General features: G+C 72.7%; 15 protein-coding genes and 2 pseudogenes. 9 read left to right on the top strand and 8 right to left on the bottom strand.

Translation table 11 applies throughout. From position 1 onward, the window contains the following. Positions 1-31 precede the first annotated feature (31 nt). Positions 32-1747 carry an ATP-binding cassette domain-containing protein gene (locus ABEB03_RS22465; RefSeq protein ID WP_345652129.1) on the bottom strand — a complete coding sequence of 572 codons (1716 nt, stop codon included), beginning with the start codon at positions 1745-1747 and terminating at the stop codon, positions 32-34. Between the two features lie 167 nt (positions 1748-1914). Between ABEB03_RS22465 and ABEB03_RS22460 the strand changes: the two genes are divergently transcribed. Continuing rightward, a complete protein-coding gene (locus tag ABEB03_RS22460; RefSeq protein ID WP_345652127.1) occupies positions 1915-2547 on the top strand; it encodes a DUF6629 family protein in 633 nt (210 codons plus the stop codon). A 430-nt stretch (positions 2548-2977) separates the two neighbouring features. On the opposite strand, the gene ABEB03_RS22455 is transcribed toward ABEB03_RS22460, so the two are convergent. The 3 genes from ABEB03_RS22455 to ABEB03_RS22445 all read right to left on the bottom strand — a co-directional run bounded on the left by ABEB03_RS22455 (position 2978) and on the right by ABEB03_RS22445 (position 7468). Continuing rightward, positions 2978-4882: an AMP-dependent synthetase/ligase gene (locus ABEB03_RS22455; RefSeq protein WP_345652123.1), complete on the bottom strand. Its 1905-nt coding sequence runs from the start codon at positions 4880-4882 to the stop codon at positions 2978-2980. Positions 4883-5094: 212 nt separating this feature from the next. Then, entirely contained in the window at positions 5095-6879 is a 1785-nt protein-coding gene (locus tag ABEB03_RS22450) for an SMI1/KNR4 family protein (RefSeq protein WP_345652119.1), read from the bottom strand. A 139-nt stretch (positions 6880-7018) separates the two neighbouring features. Continuing rightward, entirely contained in the window at positions 7019-7468 is a 450-nt protein-coding gene (locus ABEB03_RS22445) for a hypothetical protein (RefSeq protein WP_345652116.1), read from the bottom strand. A 330-nt stretch (positions 7469-7798) separates the two neighbouring features. Between ABEB03_RS22445 and sthA the strand changes: the two genes are divergently transcribed. From sthA to ABEB03_RS22430, 3 genes are all read left to right on the top strand, one after another. Next, positions 7799-9202, top strand: coding sequence for a Si-specific NAD(P)(+) transhydrogenase (gene sthA, locus ABEB03_RS22440; protein ID WP_345652113.1), 1404 nt, complete (start codon positions 7799-7801; stop codon positions 9200-9202). A 59-nt stretch (positions 9203-9261) separates the two neighbouring features. Beyond that, positions 9262-10284, top strand: coding sequence for a threonine aldolase family protein (locus ABEB03_RS22435; protein WP_345652110.1), 1023 nt, complete (start codon positions 9262-9264; stop codon positions 10282-10284). A 186-nt stretch (positions 10285-10470) separates the two neighbouring features. Next, entirely contained in the window at positions 10471-11610 is a 1140-nt protein-coding gene (locus tag ABEB03_RS22430) for an NADAR family protein (RefSeq protein ID WP_345652107.1), read from the top strand. Between the two features lie 81 nt (positions 11611-11691). On the opposite strand, the gene ABEB03_RS22425 is transcribed toward ABEB03_RS22430, so the two are convergent. Continuing rightward, positions 11692-13191: a metallophosphoesterase family protein gene (locus ABEB03_RS22425; RefSeq protein WP_345652104.1), complete on the bottom strand. Its 1500-nt coding sequence runs from the start codon at positions 13189-13191 to the stop codon at positions 11692-11694. Positions 13192-13311: 120 nt separating this feature from the next. After that, complete coding sequence (locus ABEB03_RS22420) at positions 13312-14331, bottom strand: LLM class flavin-dependent oxidoreductase (RefSeq protein WP_345652101.1); 1020 nt, start codon at positions 14329-14331, stop codon at positions 13312-13314. 162 nt (positions 14332-14493) lie between these two features. Here ABEB03_RS22420 and ABEB03_RS45380 point away from each other — a divergent pair. Further along, positions 14494-14679: pseudogene (locus ABEB03_RS45380) on the top strand (aldehyde dehydrogenase family protein); the annotation flags it as partial. Between the two features lie 39 nt (positions 14680-14718). On the opposite strand, the pseudogene ABEB03_RS22415 reads toward ABEB03_RS45380, so the two are convergent. Then, a pseudogene (locus ABEB03_RS22415) lies at positions 14719-15231 on the bottom strand (ferric reductase-like transmembrane domain-containing protein); the annotation flags it as partial. A gap of 150 nt (positions 15232-15381) precedes the next feature. Between ABEB03_RS22415 and ABEB03_RS22410 the strand changes: the two are divergent. The 3 genes from ABEB03_RS22410 to ABEB03_RS22400 all read left to right on the top strand — a co-directional run bounded on the left by ABEB03_RS22410 (position 15382) and on the right by ABEB03_RS22400 (position 18470). Continuing rightward, positions 15382-16071, top strand: coding sequence for a response regulator transcription factor (locus tag ABEB03_RS22410; protein ID WP_345652098.1), 690 nt, complete (start codon positions 15382-15384; stop codon positions 16069-16071). A 4-nt stretch (positions 16072-16075) separates the two neighbouring features. Continuing rightward, positions 16076-17566 (top strand): HAMP domain-containing sensor histidine kinase, encoded by a 1491-nt coding sequence (locus ABEB03_RS22405; protein ID WP_345652095.1) that lies wholly within the window; start codon positions 16076-16078, stop codon positions 17564-17566. A 166-nt stretch (positions 17567-17732) separates the two neighbouring features. After that, positions 17733-18470: an SAM-dependent methyltransferase gene (locus ABEB03_RS22400; RefSeq protein ID WP_345652092.1), complete on the top strand. Its 738-nt coding sequence runs from the start codon at positions 17733-17735 to the stop codon at positions 18468-18470. Positions 18471-18561: 91 nt separating this feature from the next. Here the strand turns inward: ABEB03_RS22400 and ABEB03_RS22395 are convergent, their stop codons facing one another. Further along, positions 18562-21405 carry an alpha/beta hydrolase gene (locus ABEB03_RS22395; protein ID WP_345652089.1) on the bottom strand — a complete coding sequence of 948 codons (2844 nt, stop codon included), beginning with the start codon at positions 21403-21405 and terminating at the stop codon, positions 18562-18564. A gap of 517 nt (positions 21406-21922) precedes the next feature. On the opposite strand from ABEB03_RS22395, the gene ABEB03_RS22390 reads away from it, so the two are divergent. Continuing rightward, the gene (locus ABEB03_RS22390) at positions 21923-22768 is read left to right on the top strand and encodes an MIP/aquaporin family protein (RefSeq protein WP_345652086.1); all 846 of its coding nucleotides are present in this window, start codon (positions 21923-21925) and stop codon (positions 22766-22768) included. Positions 22769-22780 lie beyond the last annotated feature (12 nt).

The following is a 22780-nucleotide window of genomic DNA, read 5'->3' as shown; positions in this document are numbered from 1 at the left end:
GGGAGTCCGCGCCTCGCGTACCGGGGACCTGTCAGCGTCCGTCGCGGCTCCGGGCCGTTCCCTCACGGCACTTGCGCACCAGCACGGCCCACGTCACCGCCATGAACACCAGCGTGAAGCCCGCGAGGATCAGCCAGCCCCGGCTCGCCGGATGAGCGAACGAATCCCCGTACGAGGCCAGCAGGGGCGGGCCGAGAGGGGAGCCGCCCCCGCGCCACAGCGCCTCCAGGTCCACCCCGCTGCCCAGGGCCTCGAACGCCCACCGGTTGGTCATCGCCCAGCTGATCGCCTCCCCGGCCGCGGCCATCCGGGGCACCGGCACGAACGCTCCGGAGAACAGCACCTGGGGGAAGCAGAGCAGGGGCAGCATGAGCGTGGCCTGACCGGGCTCCGACACCGCCGCCGACGCCAGCAGTCCCAGCGCGAGCGCCGCCGCCGACGCCAGCAGACTCGACACGAACAGCGAACCGTAGGTGCCCCAGCCGGCCCGGGGCAGCCGGTCCAGTGCGCGCAGCACGACGAGCAGCAGCGCGTCCGCGGCGGCGAGCACGGGGAGCATGGTGGTGAGTTTGGAGGCGACGTACGGTCCGATCCGCAGGCCCGCCAGCCATTCGCGCCGCAGCACGGGCAGCTCGGTGCAGATCTGGAGCAGGCCGTAGGTCAGCCCGAAGAAGAACGCGCCGAACGCGATCCAGAACATGATCATGGCGGTCGAGCCCGGTTCCGGCGCCGTGGGGTCGAACGCGCCCGCGCGGAACAGCACCGCGAACATCGCCACGATCATCACCGGTGAACCGGCCAGTACGGCGACGGAGAGCCGGTTGTGCAGCAGCAGCGCCGTACCGCGGCCGGTCAGCAGGGCCCACTGGCGCACCGCGCCGATCCGTCCCGGCTTTCCGGGAGCCGCCACGGAACCGGGCCGGGGAGCCGGCACCGCCCCGAGAACGCCGGGTTCGGCACGCGCGCCGGCCGCCACGGCCTCGTACACGTCCTCGACCGTCGCGACGCCGAACGCCTCGCACAGGGAGCCCGGAGCGCCCGAGTAGGCCACCTCGCCACCCGGCGAGAGAAGTACCACGTGGTCGCAGCGGAGCAGGTCGGCCGGGACGTGCGAGGTGAGCACCACGGTGGTGCCGCCCTCGGCCAGCTCCCGCAGGGTCCGCAACAGGGCCGCCCCGGTCATTGGGTCCAGGCCCGACGTCGGCTCGTCGAGGAAGAGCACCCGGGGCCGGGTGAGCAACTCGACCGCCGCACAGGCCCGTTTGCGCTCCCCGCCGCTGAGCGCGCGCACCGGAGTCGCGGCGCGGTGGGACAGGCCCAGGGTCTCCAGGACCGCGTCCACGCGCGCGGCGACCGCCTCGGCGGGCGTACCGGCGGGCAGGCGCAGGCCTGCCGCGTACACCAGCGTGCGGTGCAGCGGCAGGTCCTGGTGGATGATGTCCTCCTGCGGCACGAACCCGAACTCCGGTCCTGGCGGCCCGGGCCGGGCTCCGTCGTGCAGCACCTCCCCGCCGGCGGGGACACGCAGTCCCGCGAGCGCCTGGAGCAGGACCGTCTTGCCCGCGCCGCTGCTGCCGGCGATCACGGTGAGCCGTCCGGGTGCCGCGTCGCACGACACGTCGTGCAGTACGCGCCCCGCCCCGCGCACCTCCACGCCGAGCCCGCGTGCCTGCACGAGCAGGCCCTCGACCTGGGTGGCGGGGCCGTCCGCGGTGACGGCTGGACTCGGCTGCATGGGAGTCGACATGGGGGCAGCATGCCAGGGGACGGCCGTGCCGACCCGCCGTACGGAGCGGGCGGGGAGCATTCGGCCGAACGGTCGCTCCCGTGTCCGCCGTGGGCATCGTCGCGCGGCCCCGTAGCGTGGGGGTGCGGTGGGCGAGTTCATGTCGACGGCGGACCCGGGGTGGCGCGATGTGCTGGAGTGCGACGGCCGACCTGGTGGCGGGCATCGGTGTGGCGGCCGTGGGGGTGGCGTGCGTGGCGCAGGTGCGCCGCTGGGGCGATCTCCCGCTGGCGGCACTGCCGTTGCTGCTCGGTGCTCATCAGATCGTCGAGTCCGTGGTCTGGGACTCGGGAGGGGGAAGCGGTCCCGCCACAGTCGCCTGGGCCGTGATGGCCCTTCCCCTGCTCGCGGTCTGGGTGCCGCTGGGTGTGGTGTGCGCGGTGCCGCGCGAGGCCCGGCCACGGGCGGCCGTCCCGCTCGGGGCCGGAGTGGCGACGGCGGTGGTTCTCGCCCATGGCCTCGCCACCCGCCCGGTGACGGCCGAGATCCGTGGCCACACCGTCGGGTACGCCGTGCACCTGCCCCACGCGGGGGTCCTCGTCGCGGGCTATCTCGTCGCCACCGTCGGCGCGCTGCTGGTGTCCGGGGACCGCGGACTGCTGCGGCTCGGTGCCGTGGTCGCCGTCGGCGCGGTGATCTGCTGGGCGCTGTGGCGGCTGGAGTTCGTCTCGACGTGGTGCGCGTTCGCGGCGGTCAGCTCGGTGGTCCTGTGGACGTGGCTGCGCGGACGTCCGCGCGGGGGTGAGGGAGCCGCCGGGTGACGGGAGGCTCCCGCCCGTGTCAGGGAGCCGTCGCGTGACGGGAGGCTCCCGCCCGTGCCCGTGCCCGTGCCCGTGTCCGGGACGGGAGCGTCCGCCCTTGGGCCCGGGAGCGAGCAGCGGCTAGCCTGTGCATGGGCCCGAGCAGCCTCTTGGCCGGGTCCGGGCCCGAGCAGCCACTTGGCCGAGTCCGGGTCGACGAGGCTGATGGGGCCTGCGGTGCGGTTATTCCCGGTGACGCTGGTGTTTCTGGTACCAGGACCGGTGTTCCCCCGCTCAGGAGTGATCTGGTTGTGGTGACGCGCATCGCGCAAGGTGTACGCATGAACCAGATCACCAAGCAGCCGGCGGTCAGGAGCCGAGTGACGCCTCTGAGGTCCCTCCTGGGCGGTACGTACCTCCCGGGCCTCGACCGGGCCCGCCCTTTCCGGGCTCACCGGAACACGTTGTCCGAGTCCTCCCAGATCGACGGCTCGGTCGAGTCGTACTCCCGCGGAACCCGTGACGACGTCTGATACATCGCGTCGATCTCGGCGGCGAAGCGGCTGACGATCGCGTCGCGGCGCAGTTTCATCGACGGTGTCAGCAGGCCGTTGGCCAGGTCGAAGGGCTCCGGGAGGACGCGGAACACCCGAATGGACTCCGAGCGGGACACGGTGGTGTTGGCCGCCGCGACCGCGCGTCTGACTTCCTCCCGGAGCTCGTTCTCCTCGCGGGCGTCCCGGGCCGAGGGTTCGCCCCCGGCCCGGGAACCCCGCCAGTGCGCCACGAATTCGGGGTCCAGGGTGATCAGGGCTCCGACGCAGGGCCGGTTGTCCCCCACGACCACGGCCTGGTGGATGAGGGGGTGGACCCGGAGGCGCTCCTCCAGGGCGGCGGGAGCGACGCTCTTCCCGCCGCTGGTGATGATGACGTCCTTCTTGCGGCCGGTGATGGTCAGATACCCCTCGGCGTCGATCCGGCCGATGTCCCCGGTGGCGAGCCAGCCGTTGCGGAACGAGGCCTGCGTGGTGTGCGGATCGTTGATGTACCCCTGGAACACCGAGGGCCCCCACACCAGGATCTCCCCGTCGTCCGCGACCTGGACCTCCACGCCCGGCATCGGACGTCCCACCGTGCCGAACTTCTCCCGTCCCACCGGCTGTGCCGTGATGCCGCCGCTGGTCTCGGTGAGCCCGTATCCGTCGTGCACGAAGATGCCGATCCCCGCGTAGAAGAGGGCGAGTTCGCGGTTCAGGGGGGAGCCTCCCGACACCGCGCCGCAGACGCGACCGCCGAGCGCGGCACGCATCTTGCGGTACACCGTCTTCTCGTAGAGGGAGTGCTGCAGTCGCAGGTCGAATCCGGGGCCCGGCCCCGTGCCCAGCCGGTGCCGCTCCTCGGCGAGCGCGAAGTCCTGCGCGGTGCGCACGGCGCGCTCGAACAGCGCACCCCGGCCGGCCTGCTGGGCGGTCCGCAGGAAGTTCTTGAAGATCTTCTCGAACACGAACGGGACGGCGTACAGATAGGTCGGCCTGAAAGACAGCAGGGCGGCGGAGAGCGCCTCCTCCCCCAGGTCCGGCTCGTGGCCCATCATGATGCCGCCGCGCAGACACAGCCCCTGGATCATCAGCCCGTACACATGGGAGAAGGGCAGGAAGGCGAGGATCGCGGGCTGTTCCCCGGGAGGAGCGGCCGTGTGTCCCCAGCCCGCGAGGAGCGTGTCGCAGGGGCTGGCCAGGCTGCGGTGGGTCAGGGCGCAGCCCTTGGCGTGTCCGGTCGTGCCCGAGGTGTAGGCGATCACGGCGGTCGAGTCGGGCAGCACGATCCGGCGGAGCGAGTCGACCGTCGTCGCCGGTATCGCCTGCCCCCGTTCGGCGAGCTGCGCCAGCGCGCCGGTGTCCAACTGCCAGACATGGCGCAGGAACGGGAGCGACGCGCACGCGGAGCCGACCGTCATGACGCCCTGCTCGTCCTCGACGACCACGGCGACGCAGTGGGCGTCCTTGAGGATCCACGCGACCTGTTCGTGCGACGAGGTCGGGTAGATCGGCACGATCTCGGCGCCCACCGACCAGAGCGCGAAGCTGAGCACCGTCCACTCGTACCGTGTGCGCGCCATGATGGCCACGCGGTCGCCCGGCCGGATGCCGGACGTGACCAGACCACGGGCGAGGTCGACGACCTCGTCGCGCAGTTCGGCGGCGGTGAAGGGGATCCACTGCGCGCCGGACGCCGAGTCGGCGCGCCGCGCGATCTGCAGCAGGCCGGGAGTACGGCGTGCCGTGTCGAAGAGACTGTCGGCGAGTCCCCCCTGCATCAATGCCGTGGCCGGTGGAGAAACTTCGGACTGGTGCATTTCGCCGCTCCGCAATTCTCCTCGACGTGGCCTCACCCAGGCGCCGGTGCCGAGGAATGCCGAATGTAGCCGACACGGGCGGCCATCGTGCGCGATTCGGTCAGCAGTACGCACCGGCCGAGGAGCCGGGCGGTCGGGCACCCGGCCGGGAGCGGCGTTCGCCGCTCACCGGACCCCCTGTCCGGCCGCCGCCGGACGACCTCGGCCGCATCTCAGGAGGACGCCAGGTCCTCGGCGAGTTCGGCCCTCCAATGCGCCGTCGTCCGCTGGTGGATGATGCTCGCGGCCGCTTCGGGGACCGGCCGCAGGATGAACGCGCGCAGCGCGCCGGCCGCGCCGTGGCGTATCCACCATGCGTTCGTGTCGTCCTGCGACAGCGGCGCCCCGTCGTCCCGCCACGAGCGCTGGGTCAGCTGCCGGGCCGCCCACGCCTCGGCGGCGAGGGTGCGCAGACGCAGGTCCAGGGCGTCGTCCGCCGTGAGCGGTACGCGCTCGCCCCGTCCGATCAGCGCCAGCGCGGCGGCGACCTCGGGGTAGGTGTCGATGCGTGTCTCCGTGGCCAGTCGCGCCAACTGCGCGGCGAAGGCCGCGCGCAGCCGGTCCGCGGGCGTCCGTCCGACGAGCGCCGCGAGATCGAAGTCCCGTACGAACGTGACCGGATTGCCGGTCTCGGGCATGTCGTCGAGCACGGGCAGCAGCAGTGCGCTCGTCAGCTCCGCGGAAACGTCGTCGGGCCGGTGGACGATGCCGAACTCCCCTTCCAGCGCGGTCAGCAGCCGGACGTAGGCGGCCTGCGAGCCGGGGAAGGGGTCGGTACCGACCCGTCGGACGGGCTGGTCCGTGCCGGGGACGCCCACCAGGTCCTCGCGGGGCGACAGGACGTGGTGCAGGGCCTCCGGCCGCGCCACGCCGTCCTCGGCCGGAGTGACGGTCACCTCCGGGCCCCGCTTCGTCAGGGCGACGGCCCGGGTGCCCGCGGAGACCCGGCGCAGCACCTCGGGCCGGCCGAACTGCGCGGCACCGGCCTCCTGCACCGCGTACGCCCATGCCCCGGTCGTGCCCGCCCGGACCAGCGGCCGGTGCGCCGCCCAGAGGGACTGGGCGGATTCCTCCGCGTGCTCGCGGGTGCGGGCGAGGACCGTCCCGGGAACCGCGCCGAGCCTCTCCAGCAGCTGGTCCGCACCGATGCCCTCGACGAAGATCGTGTCGGGCTGGTACGGCGGTGGCGCGGGCGGTTCGCTCTGGCGTACCCGGACGAACACGAGGCGCGGACCGTCCGCCTGCCGGGGCTCCGCGGGAGGTTCGGCCGGGGCGGGCGGCGTCGGCCGGGGCTCGCCGGCCGCGGCGGCGAGCGCGAGGGGCGAGCGCGGCTCCAGGACGACGGACGTCTCGTCGTCCCACAGCAGCGTGCCGTCCGCCACCACCGGTGTGCGGCCGTCGAACCTGCTGCCCTGCTCCAGTGCGTCGGCGTAGTCCGCGAGGACGTGCCGCAGGCTGGGCCATGAGGTGAAGGACGGTGAGTCCTCGTCGAAATAGCGCCCGACACGGCCCCAGTGGGCGCCCGCGTGGCAGGTGAGGAACAGCCCGTCGGAGGACTGCCAGCCGATGCCGAGCGTGATGAGCAGCCAGTCCTTGTGCCAGTACGACGCCAGCTCGTCGTAGTCCTCGTCGTCCTCGTCGTCCTCGTCGAGCGGTTCGTCCTCGGCGAGGTCAGCGCCGATGCCGCGCAGGAACTCCGTGCTATGGACGATGTCGGCGACGGAGGACAACGGTCCGTAGTACGCGAGGACGGGGGCGCCGTCCTCCAGTTCCACGCCGTCGTGGCAGCGCAGCGACGCCTTCAGGTCGGGATGGAACGCGACATCGAGCGTGCGCTGGGCGGCCTCGATGTCGGCCTCTGACGCCGGAGGCCGGAGCCGGGCGTGGCTCACCGGGGCGTGCGCGGCGAGCCAGGCGTCGATCCGTGCCCATGAATCCTCGATGCTGGGAATGCTCATGGCCGGGACACTACGACGCGCCACTGACAATCCACCCGGCAGACGCCCCGCGCCGCGCACGGCGATCGGACGCCGAACACGCCCTCAGCGGTACGCAGTCGGCCGGCGGCGACGGGAAGGGCCCGGATTCCTCGGCGTCTCATTCCGAGCGGCGGCGGACGGCCGAGAGCAGCCGCCGCACCCCCACCGCATGGCCGCCGGTCCCCACCACGAGCCGTCGGTACAACCCGCCGGCGGGTCCCGGGAACGCGGCCCGCGTCTCGGCCCTCAGCCGTGACCGGCCGGGGCCGACGTCCTCCAGACGGAAGATCAGGGCGTACGAGGAGAAGCGATGGCGGCCGGCGAGCACGAGTTCACGCCCCGGCACCGCGGTGACCACCCGGAAGCCGGGGAACGTCGAGCCCTCGGCGAGGGGGCGCGGTCCGCGGGAGGTGCTGTCGGCGCAGCGCACGAGCCTCGCGTACCCGGCGGCCCCCGGACGGGAGAACGTCCGGCTCAGCACGGCGTCGAGTCCGCGCCAGACGTCGTCGGTCTCCGCGTCGATGACGGTCGCGTGCTCATCGACGTAGGGCAGTTCGGCGGTCTGCATCAACGCCTCCGTGAGGTCCGGCCGGTCGCGGCGAGCGCGGCCCTGCCTTCCGATGATGCCACCGCCCGCCGGCCTCCCCCGCCGAGGGGGCCCGTGCTCCTGCGGTACGGCAGCCGTACCGCAGGAGCACGGCGGAGACAGGGCGGCGGGCCGGCGGCTGCCGGGACGACGGCGACGCGCGAGGCGCCATGCCGTGCCGGGACGACGGCGACGCGCGGGGTGCCACCACGCGCCGGGACGACGGCCCGCGGTGACATCGGGGTCAAGTCACGTGAATGATCCTCGGTTCACCCTTCCGGGGGATGGCCTCGGGCTGCAAGACTCCGGAGCGTGCCCGACTTCGACATGCTCGTCATCGGATCCGGCCCGGGCGGCCAGAAGGCCGCCATCGCCGCGGCCAAGCTCGGCCGTCGGGTCGCCGTCATCGACCGCCCCGACATGGTCGGCGGGGTCTCCATCCACACCGGAACGATCCCCTCGAAGACCTTGCGCGAGGCGGTCCTCTATCTGACCGGCCTCACCCAGCGCGACCTGTACGGCCAGAGCTACCGGCTCAAGGAGGACATCACCGTCACGGATCTGACCGCGCGCACCGAGCACGTGGTCAGCCGGGAAGTCGACGTGATCCGCAGCCAGTTGTCACGCAACCACGTGTCCCTCTTCGCCGGCACCGGCCGCTTCCTGGACGACCACACCATCGGCCTGCGCGAAGTGAACGGCGACGAGAAGCAGTTGACCGCGGATCGCATCGTCATCGCCACCGGCACCCGCCCGGCCAGGCCCGCGAGCGTCGAGTTCGACGGCCGGACGATCCTGGACTCGGACAACGTGCTGAACCTGGAGCGGGTGCCACGTTCCATGGTCATCGTCGGGGCAGGCGTGATCGGGATGGAGTACGCCTCCATGTTCGCGGCCCTCGGCAGCAAGATCACGGTGGTCGAGAAGCGGCCCGGGATGCTCGACTTCTGCGACGTCGAGGTGATCGAGTCACTGAAGTACCACCTCCGGGACCTGGCCGTGACCTTCCGCTTCGGGGAGACCGTGGCCGCGGTGGAGCGCCACCCACGGGGCACGCTCACGGTCCTGGAGAGCGGCAAGAAGATCCCCGCGGACGCCGTGATGTACTCGGCGGGCCGCCAGGGCCTCACCGACGAACTCGACCTCGACAAGGCGGGCCTGACCGCCGACGCGCGTGGCCGGATCAAGGTCGACGAGTACTACCGCACCGAGGTGCCGCACGTCTACGCCGTCGGCGACGTCATAGGCTTCCCCGCGCTCGCGGCGACGTCGATGGAGCAGGGGCGGACGGCGGCGTACCACGCCTTCGGCGAACCGGTGAACCGGATGCACGACCTCCAGCCGATCGGCATCTACACCATCCCGGAGATCAGCTTCATCGGCCGGACCGAGGACCAGCTCACCGACGAATGCGTACCGTTCGAGGTCGGTATCTCGCGCTATCGCGAACTGGCCCGCGGGCAGATCATCGGAGACTCGCACGGCATGCTCAAGCTGCTGGTCTCGCCCGACGACCGCAAGCTGCTCGGCGTCCACTGCTTCGGTACCGGTGCCACCGAACTCATCCACATCGGCCAGTCCGTGATGGGCTGCGGCGGCACCGTCGACTACCTGGTGGACGCCGTCTTCAACTACCCGACCCTCGCCGAGTCCTACAAGGTCGCGGCCCTGGACGCGACCAACAAGATCAGGCAGATCGACCGCCTCAAGGACTGATGCGGGCCGTCCCGCCCGCATCACCCCGACGTCCTGATCACCGCCCGGAGAAAGCCGAGATGAGCAGCGCAGCACCGATCGACCTGCGATCCGACACCGTGACCCGGCCCGATGCCGAGATGCGGGCCGCGATGGCCGCCGCCGAGGTCGGCGACGACGTCCTCGACGGCGACCCGACCATGCGCGCCCTGGAGGATCGGGCCGCCGAACTCCTGGGCGTGGAAGCGACCTTGTGGGTGCCGAGCGGCTCCATGGGGAACCTCGTCGCGCTCTTCCTCCACCTGCGCAGAGGCGACCGCTTCTTCGCCCCGCAGCGCGCGCACGTGCTCGACAGCGAGGTCGGCACGGCGTCCTGGCTCGCCGGGGGCATGCCGCAGCCGCTGCCCTGGACGGCGGGCCCGGGGCGGATCACCGCGGAGGACATCCGTGCCTCGGCGGTCGGGGGCGGAGCGTACTTCGCCCTGCGCAACCGGCTGTTGTGCCTGGAGAACACGCACAACGCGGCGGGCGGTACCACCACCTCGCCGCAGGAACACGCCGAACTGGTCGCCGCGGCCCGAGAGACGGGACTGCTGGTCCATCTGGACGGCGCCCGCGTCTGGAACGCGGCGGTGGCCCTGAAGACCGCGCCCGCCGACCTCACCCGCGGTGTCGACACCGTCCAGGCGTGTCTCAGCAAGGGGCTGGGCGCGCCCGTCGGATCGGTCGTCGGCGGCAGCGCCGACTTCGTGCACGAAGCCCGGCGGGTGCGCAAGATGCTCGGCGGGGGAGTGCGCCAGGGCGGCGTGCTGGCCGCGGCCGGACTCGTGGCGCTGGAGCGCGTCGACCGGCTCGCGGAGGACCACGACAACGCGCAGTTCCTGGCGAGCGGGCTGCGCGAGCTGGGCTGGGACGCCGCGGCACCCGAGACGAACATCGTCATGGCCGAGGTGCCGGACCCGGCGGGCGCGGTCGGGCGGCTCCGCCGGGCCGGTGTGCTCGCCCTCTCCCTGGGCGGCCGCCTGCGCCTGATCACGCACCGCGACGTCTCACGGGACGACATCCGGCAGGCCCTCGACCGTATTGCCGCACTGTCCGACTGACCTGCCGGGCGGCACCGGGAGCGCCGGTCCGGGGGGCACTCGGCGCGGGCCCGGCCCGGCCGGGTGCCGGGAGCCCGGACCGGCCGCGCGCCGACGCACCCGGGCCCCGGTCCCGGCAGGGCGCCCCGCGCCGCGCCTTCCGCGGCCGACGCGGCACCGCGTCGGCGGGTCCGCCACAATGACCGGATGATCGGCAGACGGACCACCTACCGCGTGGCGGACGGCATACGCATACCCGGAACCTGGCGGCACGCCTTCATCCGCAACGGCGACTACCACCTCACCGACCTGTTCATCTACGCGGACGGACTCATCGACTGCTGGGGCCTGGTCACCCTGGAGGAGTTCGAGGAGAAACTGCGCAGCGGCTGGGTCGCCACCGAACTCCCGGACGGCGCCCGGGCGTCCGGTTTCCAGCTGGCCGCATGGAAGTTCGGCGAGCCGCGCAGCCGGCACACGCCGGAACTGCTGCTCGCCGAGGTACGCGACACCATCGACGAGCTCAACGGACGTCCGGACTCGACGGACCGGTGCCTGGCCGCGGTCGACGCCTTCCTCGCCGACCGCACCGAGGAGAAGCGGGCCGCCGCCCGCGCCGCCTACCTCGCCATCCCCGCGACGCAGCGCCACTACGCCCTCGGCGACATGGACCGCAAGGACCGGCCGCTCCAGGTCCTGGTGGCCGGAGTCGGCGGACGCATGGAGGGACGCCCCGAGGAGGAGGTCACGCAGGAGGCCCACGACGAGGCGATCGCCTACTTCGAGGAGCGCGCCCGGTGGATGGCGGAACGGCCCTCACGGGTCCTCGCCGACGGTCCCGCGGAGCCCGTGGCGCCCGCGATCCACCTCTACCAGAGCTATCCGCTGAAGCCGTCGGACGACCCCGGCACCAAGGGGCTGCGCAACGACTATCCGGCTCCCGTCGCGGTGGACGGCGTCACCTATCCGTCCGTCGCCCACGCGTACTGGGCCCTGTCGATCGCCGACGCGGCCGTCGGCTCGGCGATCACGGCGGAGAACAGCGTGTTCGAGGCCCGGAAGCTGGCCGTCGGCGCCCCGCTGCACGACGGCTGGGAGCACGCCCGCACGGCCGTCCTCACCGCTCTGCTGCGCGCCAAGTACGCGCAGCACCCGGCCCTGGCCCGGGCCCTGCTGGCCACGGGCGACGCCACGCTGATCTACGACGACAGCGACTCCGCGTTCTGGGGCGACCGGGGCGGCAGGGGCCGCAACTGGACCGGGCGGCTCCTCGAACTCGTCCGCTCCGAACTGCACGCCGGGAGCGCGGGCGTCCTCCCCGGGGCGCAGGTCGCGCCCGGGTACTAGCGGGCGTCGTTCGGACCGGCCCGGCTCCGAACGACACTCCCCGGGTCCCGCAGACGCCCACCCTGGCCCGGCGGCACCGGGTCAGGGCAGCGGGATGACCACCTCGTCCTCGACCGGCGGGTCGATCTCCTGCTCCCGGTTGCCGGTGGCGGCGAAGCAGCGCAACCGGACCGAGGACGGGGTGACGTCCAGACGCAGGAACGACTTGAAGAAGGGCGGGCTGTAGGTCGCCGAGCCCGGGGAGAACAGCTGGGTGTACGCCTTGCGCACCGGGAGGCGGAAGCGCGAGTTGCGGTCGGGCCGCCCACCTGCCCCCAGCAGGGAAGCCACCAGCCGGGTGCGCCGGGTGACGCGGACGGGCGCACTCGCGGAACGGGTCGGGGGGATGCCGAGCCGCTCCGCCATGACGGCCATGGCCTGCTCCTCGGTGAGGGTGAAGAAGCGGCGCATCCGCAGCCGGCGTCCGTAGAGCCTGCTGTAGAAGGCCAGTGAGTCGCCGCGCAGCGGGTAGCAGCGGAAGTCCGCTTCGGTGACCCGGGCGACGGAGACGCGCGGGATCGTGTGCGTGGCGTGCATGAACGCCCCGCCGCCACCGGCGACCACGTACTGCAGGGTGCGGTCGCCGACCTGTACGGGATAGCGCTGGTAGTTGTGGATGTCACCCCCTATCGCGGCGACATAGTGGTGCGCGGGGTCGCGCACGATGTCGTCGACGGTGCCGCCGCCCTCGATCTCGCACGGATGGTGCTCCGCGTCCACGTACAGCGGCGAACCGGTGATCAGGATCTTGGGGGTGTCGCCCGCGGACACCTCGCGCAGCCAGCGTCCCTGCTCGGCGTCGATCGTCCCGAGGAGACCGGTGTCGATGCCGATGATCCGCACCGGACCGGCGTCGACGGCCCAGTACGGCCCTGGCTGGACGGCCTGTTGGGCCGGTGCCGAGCGCAACGTGCGTGCCTCGGCGAGCCGTTGCTCGTCCGCCTTGCGCGGAGTGTGCCACAGCAGCGAACGCAGCCGGGCCCGCAGTGTCCGTCGCTGCCCGGTTTCCGGCGCGAGGGGTGGCGCGTCGCAGAAGACCCGCATGAAGCCGTGCAGGTCCTCGTACCAGTCGTGATTGCCGGGTATGGCGTATATGGGGGCCGGGTAGTCCCGGTACGGCCCGTGGAACTTCGTGCCGTAGTCGTCGGTGCTGCCGACCGGATAGATCACGTCACTGGCGAGGACCGCGAAACTCGATCCCCGACTGGCCTTCAGGAAGCCTGGTACGACGGCGTATTGAGGCGCGTCGCCCTCGCCGGTGTCCCCGATCACCATGAAGGAGAAGTGGTCGGGATCGTCGCGCCGCACCACCGCGTCGGCGGGCGCGCCGGCGCTCCTGCGCTGCTCCATCCAGCGGGCGCGGGTACGGCCCGTGGGGTCCCCGAACCACGAGGCGAGCACACCGTTGCGCGCGGGCCACAGCGTCCTCGGGTCGAGCCACGAGAGTTTCTCGACGCGGGAGGGCATCAGGTGCCGGTAGTCGCCGGGTTCCGGAGTGCCCCAGCCGGCGCCCCGGGCGGTGTCGCGTGAAGAGTCGGACATCGGTGAACCGTAACAACGATCTTCCCGGGCGCGGGAGGAGGGGCACCGTCGCCGACCGTGGCACGTCCGGAGGCGTCGGGCACGCCGATGTGCGTGCGCCGAGAGCCGGCTGACGAGCGATCAGGTTGTCGGCTGCCAGCCGAGGGCCGGGCCGAGCCGGGTCGCCATGTCGGTGAGGATCTGGACGTAGTCCTCGTGCTCGAACGTGAAGGGCAGGGCGAAGGCGACCTCGTCGATCTCCCGGAACGCGGCCTGGGCGTGGAGCAGTTCGGCGATCTCGTCGGACGTCCCGACGAGATCGGGCGCGAACATCAGGCGGGCCGGACCCTGCGGCGCGGCGGTGCGCGGCAGCCGCTTGCGGGCGTACTCCTCGTACTTCGCCCGCTGCGCCGAAGAGGCGCTGTCGGTGGGTATCACGACGAGCCCCTGCGAGACACGGGCGCGGTCGCCGTCGGGGTGAGCGGCGCGGAAGGCCCGCACATGGGAGAGCTGCACCTCGGCGAAGTCCTCGGACTCCTCCGCCTTCACCACGCTGCTGGTCAGGAAGTTCATCGCGTGCTCGCCGGCCCAGCGCGCCGAACTCAGGCTGCCGCCGCCGTACCACATGCGGCGGCCGAGGCCGGGCGAGTGCGGCTGGACGCGGTCGGAGAACACCTCGAACCCCTCGACTCCGCTGAAGTCGCTGGCCGGCTTGCCGCGCACGAAGTCCAGAAGGCGCGCCACCCGTTCGTAGCCGAAGTCCTGGGCGTCGGCGGTGCCGGGATACAGCGCGTCCTTGACCTGGTCGTAGTGCATGGGCGGGCCGACGCTGATGCCCGGATTGAGCCGGCCCCCGGACAGCACGTCGACGGTCGCCAGGTCCTCCGCGAGTCGTAGGGGGTTCTCCCAGCCCAACGGGGTGACGGCGGTACCGAGTTCGATGCGGCTGGTGCGCTGGGAGGCCGCCGCCAGGACGGCGACGGGGGAGGAGATGCCGTACTGGAGGTGGCGGTGGCGCAGCCAGGCACTGTCGAAGCCCAGCCGCTCGCCCAGCTCGATGATGCCGAGCGTCGACTCGTGGCCGCGGGCCGGGTCGTCGGCGTCGAACAGCCCGATGGTCAGGAATCCGAGCTTCCGCAGGGGCTGCGAGGGCTGTGGCACGGGGCTCCTCCGTCGTCCGCGGCAGGTTCTGCCGAACACCTGCCTCGTTGCCATTGTGGCAGGTGACCACGGTGGGAGGCCGGGCGCGGTGGCCTGACCCCGGGCTCCCCGCGGCGAGCCGCCCGGACCCCTTGATACTCCGCCCGCGCGGTAGCAGAATCCGTGGCCGCCGCCGGATCCGAGGACGTGCGGCGGGCCGTGGACGCGGCGGACGCCGCCTTCCCCGAGAGGGCCGCGCACGCTCCGTTCGCGCGTCGCGCGATCTTCCTCAGGGCCGCCGATCTGCTGGACGCGCGCGGTGAACAGGTGGCCGACGTCATGGCCCGCGAGGCCGGCGGGACCCGGCCCCGAATGCGGGCGGGCGGCCCCGGCACGGACCGTGGTCTAGGTGTAGAGATGGACGAAGTGCCACGTCTCGTAGGCGAGCCGGCGCCGTGCGAAACGGGCGGACACCGCGCCGACCACCAGGAACAGCACCAGGGCCACGACCGCGCGCAGCACGCCCTCGGCCGTCGTCGCCAGCTCCGTCAACTCCTCCACCGGCCCCACCGACGCGGGCCGCGCATAGCCGTGGACGATGAACACGACGTGCGCCGACAGCGTCCAGACCAGCCCGAAGCCGACCCGGCGGTGCCAGGACGTCAGACGGTCCATGCCGATGCGGCGGTCGAGCCACGGCAGCCGGGCCACGAGGAACAGCTGGAAGGCCATCAGCAGCGCGCCGTACAGCCCGGCCAGCCGGCCCAGCACGATCAGCGCGTTCGACGCGAACCCGGCTCGGACGAAGAACACGGCCACCACGACCGCGTTCACCGCCAGCAGGGCGTAGAGGCCGGTGCGGGCCACCGCCTTCGGACGCACCGCCGTCGGCGGCGGCTGGACACGATCGACCGTGGTCACGGGGGCAGCTCCTCGTTCAGGTGTGGGGACACCGAGCCTGCCGCGCGTGCCCTGTCGTTTTCCTGTCGGCCGACTTTCAAGTCCTTATCGATGTGGATCACCGCAGGCCCGGGGTATGGCGCCGTCGGACGTGTGACGCAGTATGAGCGGGTGGAAAAAGTGCGCCTCCTGGTCGTGGACGACGACCCGCCCATCGCCGACCTCGTCGCGACGGTCGCCCGCTACGAGGGCTGGGACGCCGTCACGGCGTACTCCGGCGAGGACGCGCTGCGCCGGGCGGCCGAGTTCCACCCCGACATCGTGGTGCTCGACCTGATGCTGCCCGGCCTGGACGGATTCGCCGTCCTGGACCGGCTGCGGCAGTCCGGGACGATGGTGCCCGTCGTCTTCCTCACCGCCCGCGACGGAGTCGCCGACCGGGTCGCGGGCCTCACCCGCGGCGGCGACGACTACCTGGTCAAACCGTTCGCCGTGGAGGAGCTCATGGCTCGGCTGCGGACGGTGCTGCGGCGCAGCGCGGGCCCCGGCTTCCAGCGCTCCGTGCTGCGGGTCGCCGACCTGACGATGGACGAGGACACCCGCGAGGTGCGGCGCGGCGACCGGCTGCTCACCCTCACCCCGACCGAGTACGAGGTGCTCCGCTATCTGATGCGCAAGTCGCCGACCGTGCTGACCAAGGCGCAGATCCTCGACCACGTCTGGGAGTACGGCTTCGGCGGCCGCTCCAACGTGGTCGAGCTGGTCGTCAGCCGGCTGCGCCGCAAGCTCGACGACAGCGGGGCGCCCCTCATCCACACCGTGCGGGGCGTCGGATACGTGGTGCGGCAGGGTGCGGAGTGACCGCGTGACCCGCCCCGGGCGCGGTGCTGCCGGGCGGCTGCGCGACGCCTACCGCCGGCTGCGCCTGGGCACCCGGCTCGCCCTCGGCATGGGCGTGCTGTCCCTCGTGGTGTTCGCCGTCGTCGGCACGGCCCTGACGACGTACATGAGCGACTACCTGGAACGACAGCTCGCCGAGCAGCTCCAGCTCGTCCAGGTCACCCAGTCCAAGGACGCCGCCACCCACGGCACCGTGCAGCGCCGCCCGTACTACGGCTGGTTCACCGCCGTGTACGACGTCTCCGACGGTACGGCCGTCCTCCGCAGGCCCGCCGACGTGCCCGCCGACACCGCCGAACTCGCCGCCGCCGCCCAGTCGCTCCCGCCCAAGGGCACCGAGCACATCGTCCGCACCGTGCGGCTGGCGGGGGAGGGCGCCTACAAGCTGCGCGCCTGCGAGGTCGAACCCGGCGTGGTGCTGGTCACCGCGGCGCCCATGGCGGACCTCCAGGGCACCATGCGCCAGCTGATCGCGGTCCAGGTCGTCGCCTTCGCGCTCGCGCTGCTGGCGCTCGTCGTCCTCGGCCGGGCGGTGCTGCGCCGCGGACTGAGGCCGATCAGCGACATGACGCACACGGCCCGCGCCATCACCTCGCACAACCTGACCGGCTCCGCCCGCCTCCCGGTGCGTGCCGGCGGCGGCAAGGGCGGCCCGGAGGTCGAGGAACTGCGCACCGCCCTCAACACCATGCTGGAACACATCGACGACTCACTGGCCGTCCGCACCGAGGCCGAACAGCGGCTGCGCCGATTCGTCGCCGACGCCTCGCACGAACTGCGCACCCCGCTCATGTCGGTGCGCGGGTACGCCGACCTCTTCCAGTACGCCGCCGCCAACGCCCCCGAGGAGCGGGACGGGCATCTGGCCCGGCTGCGCGCCGAGGCGGCCAGGATGGGCGTACTCCTCGACGACCTGCTGCTGCTCGCCCGCCTCGACGCCGCCGAGGTGGAGACCCCGCTGCGCCTGGAGGAGGCCGATCTGGCGGAGCTCACCCGCGAGGCGGCGGACACCTTCCGCGCCGGGCACCCGGACCACGGACTGACCGCGGTCGTCGGCCCCGCCCCGGTGCCGCTGAGACTCGACCCGCTGCGCGTCCGGCAGGTGCTGGACAACCTGCTCACCAACGCCGCCGTGCACACTCCGGCCGGCACGGAGGTGCACCTGGAACTGTCCGTCTCCTCCGGCAGCACGGTCGTGCGTGTCTCCGACGCGGGACCCGGCATACCGGCCGCCGACCAGGAACGCGTCTTCGACCGTTTCTACCGTGTCGACAAGGCCCGCAGCCGCGACCGCGGCGGCAGCGGCCTGGGCCTCGCGGTGGCACGGTCGCTCGTCACCGCGCACGGCGGCACCCTCGAACTCGTCAGCCGGCCGGGCTCCACGGCCTTCACCCTCACGTTCCCCCTCGCACCGACCTCCCCGCCCGGAATCGTCGTGACCCCGAGGACTTCGTAGAACGCCCGCACCCTCGTCGCCTGCTCGCGTCGGCGGATCGCCGCCCACGTACGGCACGCGCGGACCAGCCGCCCCGCGTACGGCACGAGCGGAAAGGCCGTCGCGGGGTACGGCACGCGCGGGAAATACGGGTGCGCGCGGCGTCGACCGCTGACAGGCTGCGCCGGTGAATCGCGAACAACTGTCCGGCATCGCCCACGCCGACCACCCGATCAAGGCGCCGCTCGACGACGAATCCGTGCGCCGACTACTGGAACAAGCCCTGCCGCGCGGCGACGAGCGCGTGCTGGACCTCGGCTGCGGCGGAGGCGAATGGCTGCTGCGCGCCCTGGCCGGCAATCCGCGGCTGCGCGCCGAGGGCGTCGACACGTCCGAGGAGGCACTGGCCCAGGCGCGCCGGGGTGCGACCGCACGGGACGTCGGGGAGCGTCTGGCACTCCATCACCTGCCGGCCTCGGACTTCTCCTCTCCGCACCCGTTCGACCTCGTGCTCAGTGTCGGTGCCACGCATGCGTTCGGCGGCCTGCTGCCCACCCTGGCCGCGGCGCGCGAACACCTCGCGCCCGGCGGGCGCGTGCTGATCGGGGAGGCCGTCTGGGACCGGGAACCCTCCCCGGAGGCGGTCGAGATGCTGGGGGAGTACGACGACCTGGCCACCACGGTGGAGCGTGTCGTCGCCGCCGGCTGGACCCCGGTCCACGGACACGTCAGCACCCGCCGGGAGTTGGACGACTACGAGTGGGCCTGCTGGGGTTCGCTCGCCTCATGGGCCCTCGACCACCCCGCCGACCCGGACAGCGCCCAGGCGCTGGCCACGGCCACCGAGCGACGGTCCGAGTGGCTGCGTGTCTACCGGGACTGCTTCGGGTTCGTCTGCCTGGTGCTGCGCCGCACGCCGAGCTGACCGGAGCGGGGCGCGCACACCGAGGTGTCCTCGCGCGGCCGGCCGGCCCGGGCGTCCGTCCCGGCCGGCCGCGCGAGCGGCGACGGTGGTCCTACGACGCGTCGCGCACCGTCCCGGTGAACGGCGGCCCCTCGTGCGGCTCGCCGGTGTCGTCGTAGACCGTCGACCGCAGGCGTACCGTCTCCTCCGGCTCGGCCACCCGGTCCACGACGGTGGGAAGGGTCAGCTCGGCGCCGGTGTGTCCTGCGGGCACGTCGACGAAGACGTACAGCTCCTCCACCGACGACAGCGGCCGTGACGGCTCAGGCTGCGCGCCGGAGTGGTCCCGCAGCCACCGCGGGTCGACGTCCGTGGTGGACAGTTCGGTGCCGCCCGTGACGGGAAGGAGACCGAAGTAGGCCTGGATGTCCGCGTCGGCCACCTCGGACAGGGACACCTTCCACTTCAGGCTCCGGCCCTCGGCGACCTGGTCGGCGACCGGAGTCACCCGGAGGGCGGGCGCCGGGTCGTCGTTCACCGCGACGACACCGCCGAGATGCGCGCCGACCACCGCACCCCGGACCGCCTTCACGAACACGTCGTGCGCGACGTCGTAGCCGAAGCGGGTGTTGCCCCGTACCCGGACCCGTACGTCGATGCCGTGGCCGTCGGGCCGCACGGTCACCTCGCGCGCCGTCGTCTCGCCGGTCGCCGGATCGGCGACGAACAGCCGGACCGTTCCCCTGCCGTGCCCGGACACGGACACCGGCACGTGATAAGTCCTTGTGCCCGAGTCGCCCTCGGCGACCGACAGCCGGCCCACGTCGACACGGGGCATCCCGGCCGCCCTGACGGCGGGCAGCCCGGCACGCCAGCCCCAGGCGTCCATCAGCCACGCCCGTCCCGACCGGCTGCGCGGCACCAGCTCCAGGACCGTCACCCTGCGCAGATCGAGCCCCGCGCGGGTGGCGGCGGCCAGCGGCACGCGGACCTCCTGCCCCCAGAAGGAGGCGGTGCGATCCGTTCCCGGCAGGCCGTCGAGCTCCAGCCGCCCCAGAACGGCGCGGCGGCCCGACGCGTCGGCGACCGCGACATCGAGCCGGGTGTCCCTGCTGTCGGGCGGCACGATCACCCGCAGCGCCAGCGCGTCGGACGCGGCCACGTCCACGGCGCGCGCCGCACGGACGCGCGTCGTGGTGCCGGGCGCCGTCCAGCGCACCGCCACGGCGTGCCGGCCGGGCTCCTTCGATGTCTCCCACATCACGAAGTGTGGGGAGCCGCCCCGCTCGCCGGGTCCGAGGCAGGCGGAGTCCACGTCGGTGTCCACCTGGTTGCAGAGCCGTCCGCCGTCCACGGTGACCCGGGCGTCCGGCAGGAACGCCGGTGTGCGGCGGCCGCCGACCGCGTGCGTGAGGACCCGTGCGGGGCCCGCCGAGGGCGCACGCCGGTTCGATCCGTCGAGCAGCGGCCGCACCCGGTCGTCACCGGCGACGAACACCCGTGCCGCCGCGGCCAGGTACGTCGCACCGGCGGCCTGCTGCTGCCGTGCCGTCAGCCTGGTCGAGGCGGAGCGCGAGCACACCTGGTCCGGCTCGTCCCCGGACCAGAAGTCGTCCTCGGCCGGTGCCTGTGCCTGGCCCGGTGTCCACTCGCTGTTGAAGTAGTTGTGGTTGGCGCCGACCATGTAGACCGCGCTGTGCAGGGCCGCGCCGCGACCGACGCCGCGCGTGCCGTCCACGTACATCTCGCCCTGGAGGTCGGACACGTCGCCGTCGCAGCCGGGCAATATCGTCATCGAGGGGACGTCGGGGGCCGGGTTCTGCCCGAAGAGAGTGGGGCCGATCAGCACGGTGCCGCGGATGTGCCAGCGCACCGGGCCCCGGTAGCCGTCCTGGGCGGCCGGCGCGCGGTACAGGCTGTCGGTCGCCGCCCGGTTGACCCCCTCACCGCCCCGCGAGTGGCCCACCAGCAGGACGCGTGAGAGATCGGCGGGCGCCGCGCTGCGCACGATCCGCGGCGCCGAGGACCGGTGCGCGGCCCAGTCCGCCCAGCGGGCCAGGTGCTGCCGCACCAGCGACGACCGGGCCTGCGCACCGCCGTCCTCCGCTACATGGTCCTGTCCGTTGACACCGTTGGCGGAGACGGACACCGTCACGTACCCCTGCGAGGCCAGCAGTCTCTGCGCCCGCAGATAGCCGCGGTGGCTGGGGACCGGCTTCGCGCCGGCTGGGCACGGCCAGTCGCCGGTGATGTCGTCGCGGCCCGTGAAGCACGTGCCGTGGCGGCCGTGCAGGAACAGGGCGAGGGGGCGGTGCCCCGGGGCCGTCGCGGTGGGCGCGACCACCACCGCGCGCATCTCCACCGGCGCGGCGAATCCGGGCAGTCGTATGGAGTGGAGCGCGTACTCTCCCGTCACGGTCCGGTACGCGCCCGGCCTGCCGGGGTCGACCGGGTTGGCCGGAGGCCGGACGGGCTGCGTCGCCGCGAGGCCCGGCCGGCGGTCGTGCCCGCCCTTCTCCTCCTCCTCCGGGGCGTCCAGACGGCGTTCACCGGATCTGGCCCGCAGGTCGGTCAGCCGCTCGGCGCCGATGCCACGCAGCGGGAGCCGGAACGTCCGTCCGTCCCGCGACTCGTGGGGCCTGCCGAGGGTCTCGTGCCCGCTGTAGAAGACGACACCGGAGTCGCTGGGCGGCACCGGCGCGTCCGCGCGCCAGACGAGTTGGGTCGCCGCCCCCTCCCCGGTGATCCGCCAGCCGTCCGGAAGCCGTCGGTCTAAATCCGCGGTGGCCGTGGTGGCGGACCGTACGGAACCGGCCGACGGCTGCTGGGCCTGTGCCGGGCCGGGCGATCCCGCCACCGCCGCCAGTAACGCGGCGGCCGCGATCCCTGTTCGCCGGAATCGGATCAATTGCTTCTCCTCGTGGTCGGTCTGCTCCCCCGTGCGTCCCGGAGACATCGCGGGACGCTCTCCGCCCCACGAGGACGGGAGCGAAGACCGAGGGGTTGCCTTGACGGCAGAGGCACAGGCACAGGCACGGGCACGGGCACGGGCAGAGGCACTGAGGGAAGGTCAGACCCGGGGTGCACTCCGGGTGGCACGGGCGCGGGTGTACGGCCCGGCGTGCGCGGCCCGCGGGAGCTCGCGCCGCGCATACGAGGGGACCGGCCGGTTGCGTGCGACGAGAGGGCCTCGGGCCGGTTTCCCGGTCGGCCGGGTTGCCGTCCGCGGCCACCCGGTCGGCGTACACGCACGGACGGGTGCGCCGGCCGAGTGGCGGTTCCGGTCGGGTCGTGCAACTCCCGCCGCTCCGGGTGCGGTGGAGGCCCCCGGACCGGCCACACACCCGCAGGTGTCCGCTTTGGAAGGTATTTCACCTCTTGTGCGGTTGATTCCGAATCAATCTATCCTGATGCCGTTAGGGCTCCGGCAGTCGACGGCCGGTCACATGTGGCCGGCGGGAAAGCGGGCTTCCATGGCTGATCGACTTAAAAGGCTGGGGTTGGTCGGCGAGATGTCGGCCGAGTTCCTCGGCACCATGATCCTCATCCTCTTCGGCGTCGGCGTGGTGGCCCAAGTGGTCGCCGGTGGAGGGCTCACGGTCCCACCGGGCGGCCTCGGCAACCACGACAGCATCGCCTGGGCGTGGGGCATCGGCGTCACGATGGGTGTCTACGTCGCGGCACGGCTGAGCGGTGCGCACCTCAACCCGGCGGTCACCGTGGCCCTGGCCACCTTCAAGGGGTTCCCCTGGAAGAAGGTGGCGCCCTACGTGGTCGCCCAGACGGCCGGCGCCTTCGTGGCGGCCCTCGTCGTGCGCTGGAACTACACCGAGGCGCTGGCGAAGGTGGACCCCGGGCACACCGTCAAGACCCAGTTCGTGTTCTCGACGCTCCCCGCCAACGGAAACACCAACCTGCCGGTCCACGAGTGGGCCGCCTTCCGCGACCAGATCATCGGCACCGCCATCCTGCTGCTGCTGATCATGGCGATCACGGACCTGCTCAACACGCCGCCCGGCGCCAACATGGGCCCGTTCATCATCGGTCTGGTCGTCGTTGCCATCGGTATGGCCTGGGGCACCCTCGCGGGCTACGCGATCAACCCGGCGCGTGACTTCGGCCCCCGACTGGCCAGCTTCATCACGGGATACGGCGGAGCATGGCGAGATCAGTACGGACAAATCTATTTCTGGGTGCCGATCGTCGGCCCGCTGATCGGCGGACTGCTCGGCGCGGCCATCTACAAGCTCTTCATCGGCAGGTTCCTGCCCACGGCTGAGCCGGAGCCCCCCGGACGCGTCCCGGCCTCCAAGGACTGACCCCCACACAAG

Origin of the sequence: Streptomyces siamensis (assembly GCF_039543605.1) — a bacterium.
GTDB lineage: Bacteria > Actinomycetota > Actinomycetes > Streptomycetales > Streptomycetaceae > Streptomyces > Streptomyces siamensis.
Note: the sequence above shows the minus strand (reverse complement) of the source record. Positions and strands in the feature narration are given on the sequence as shown.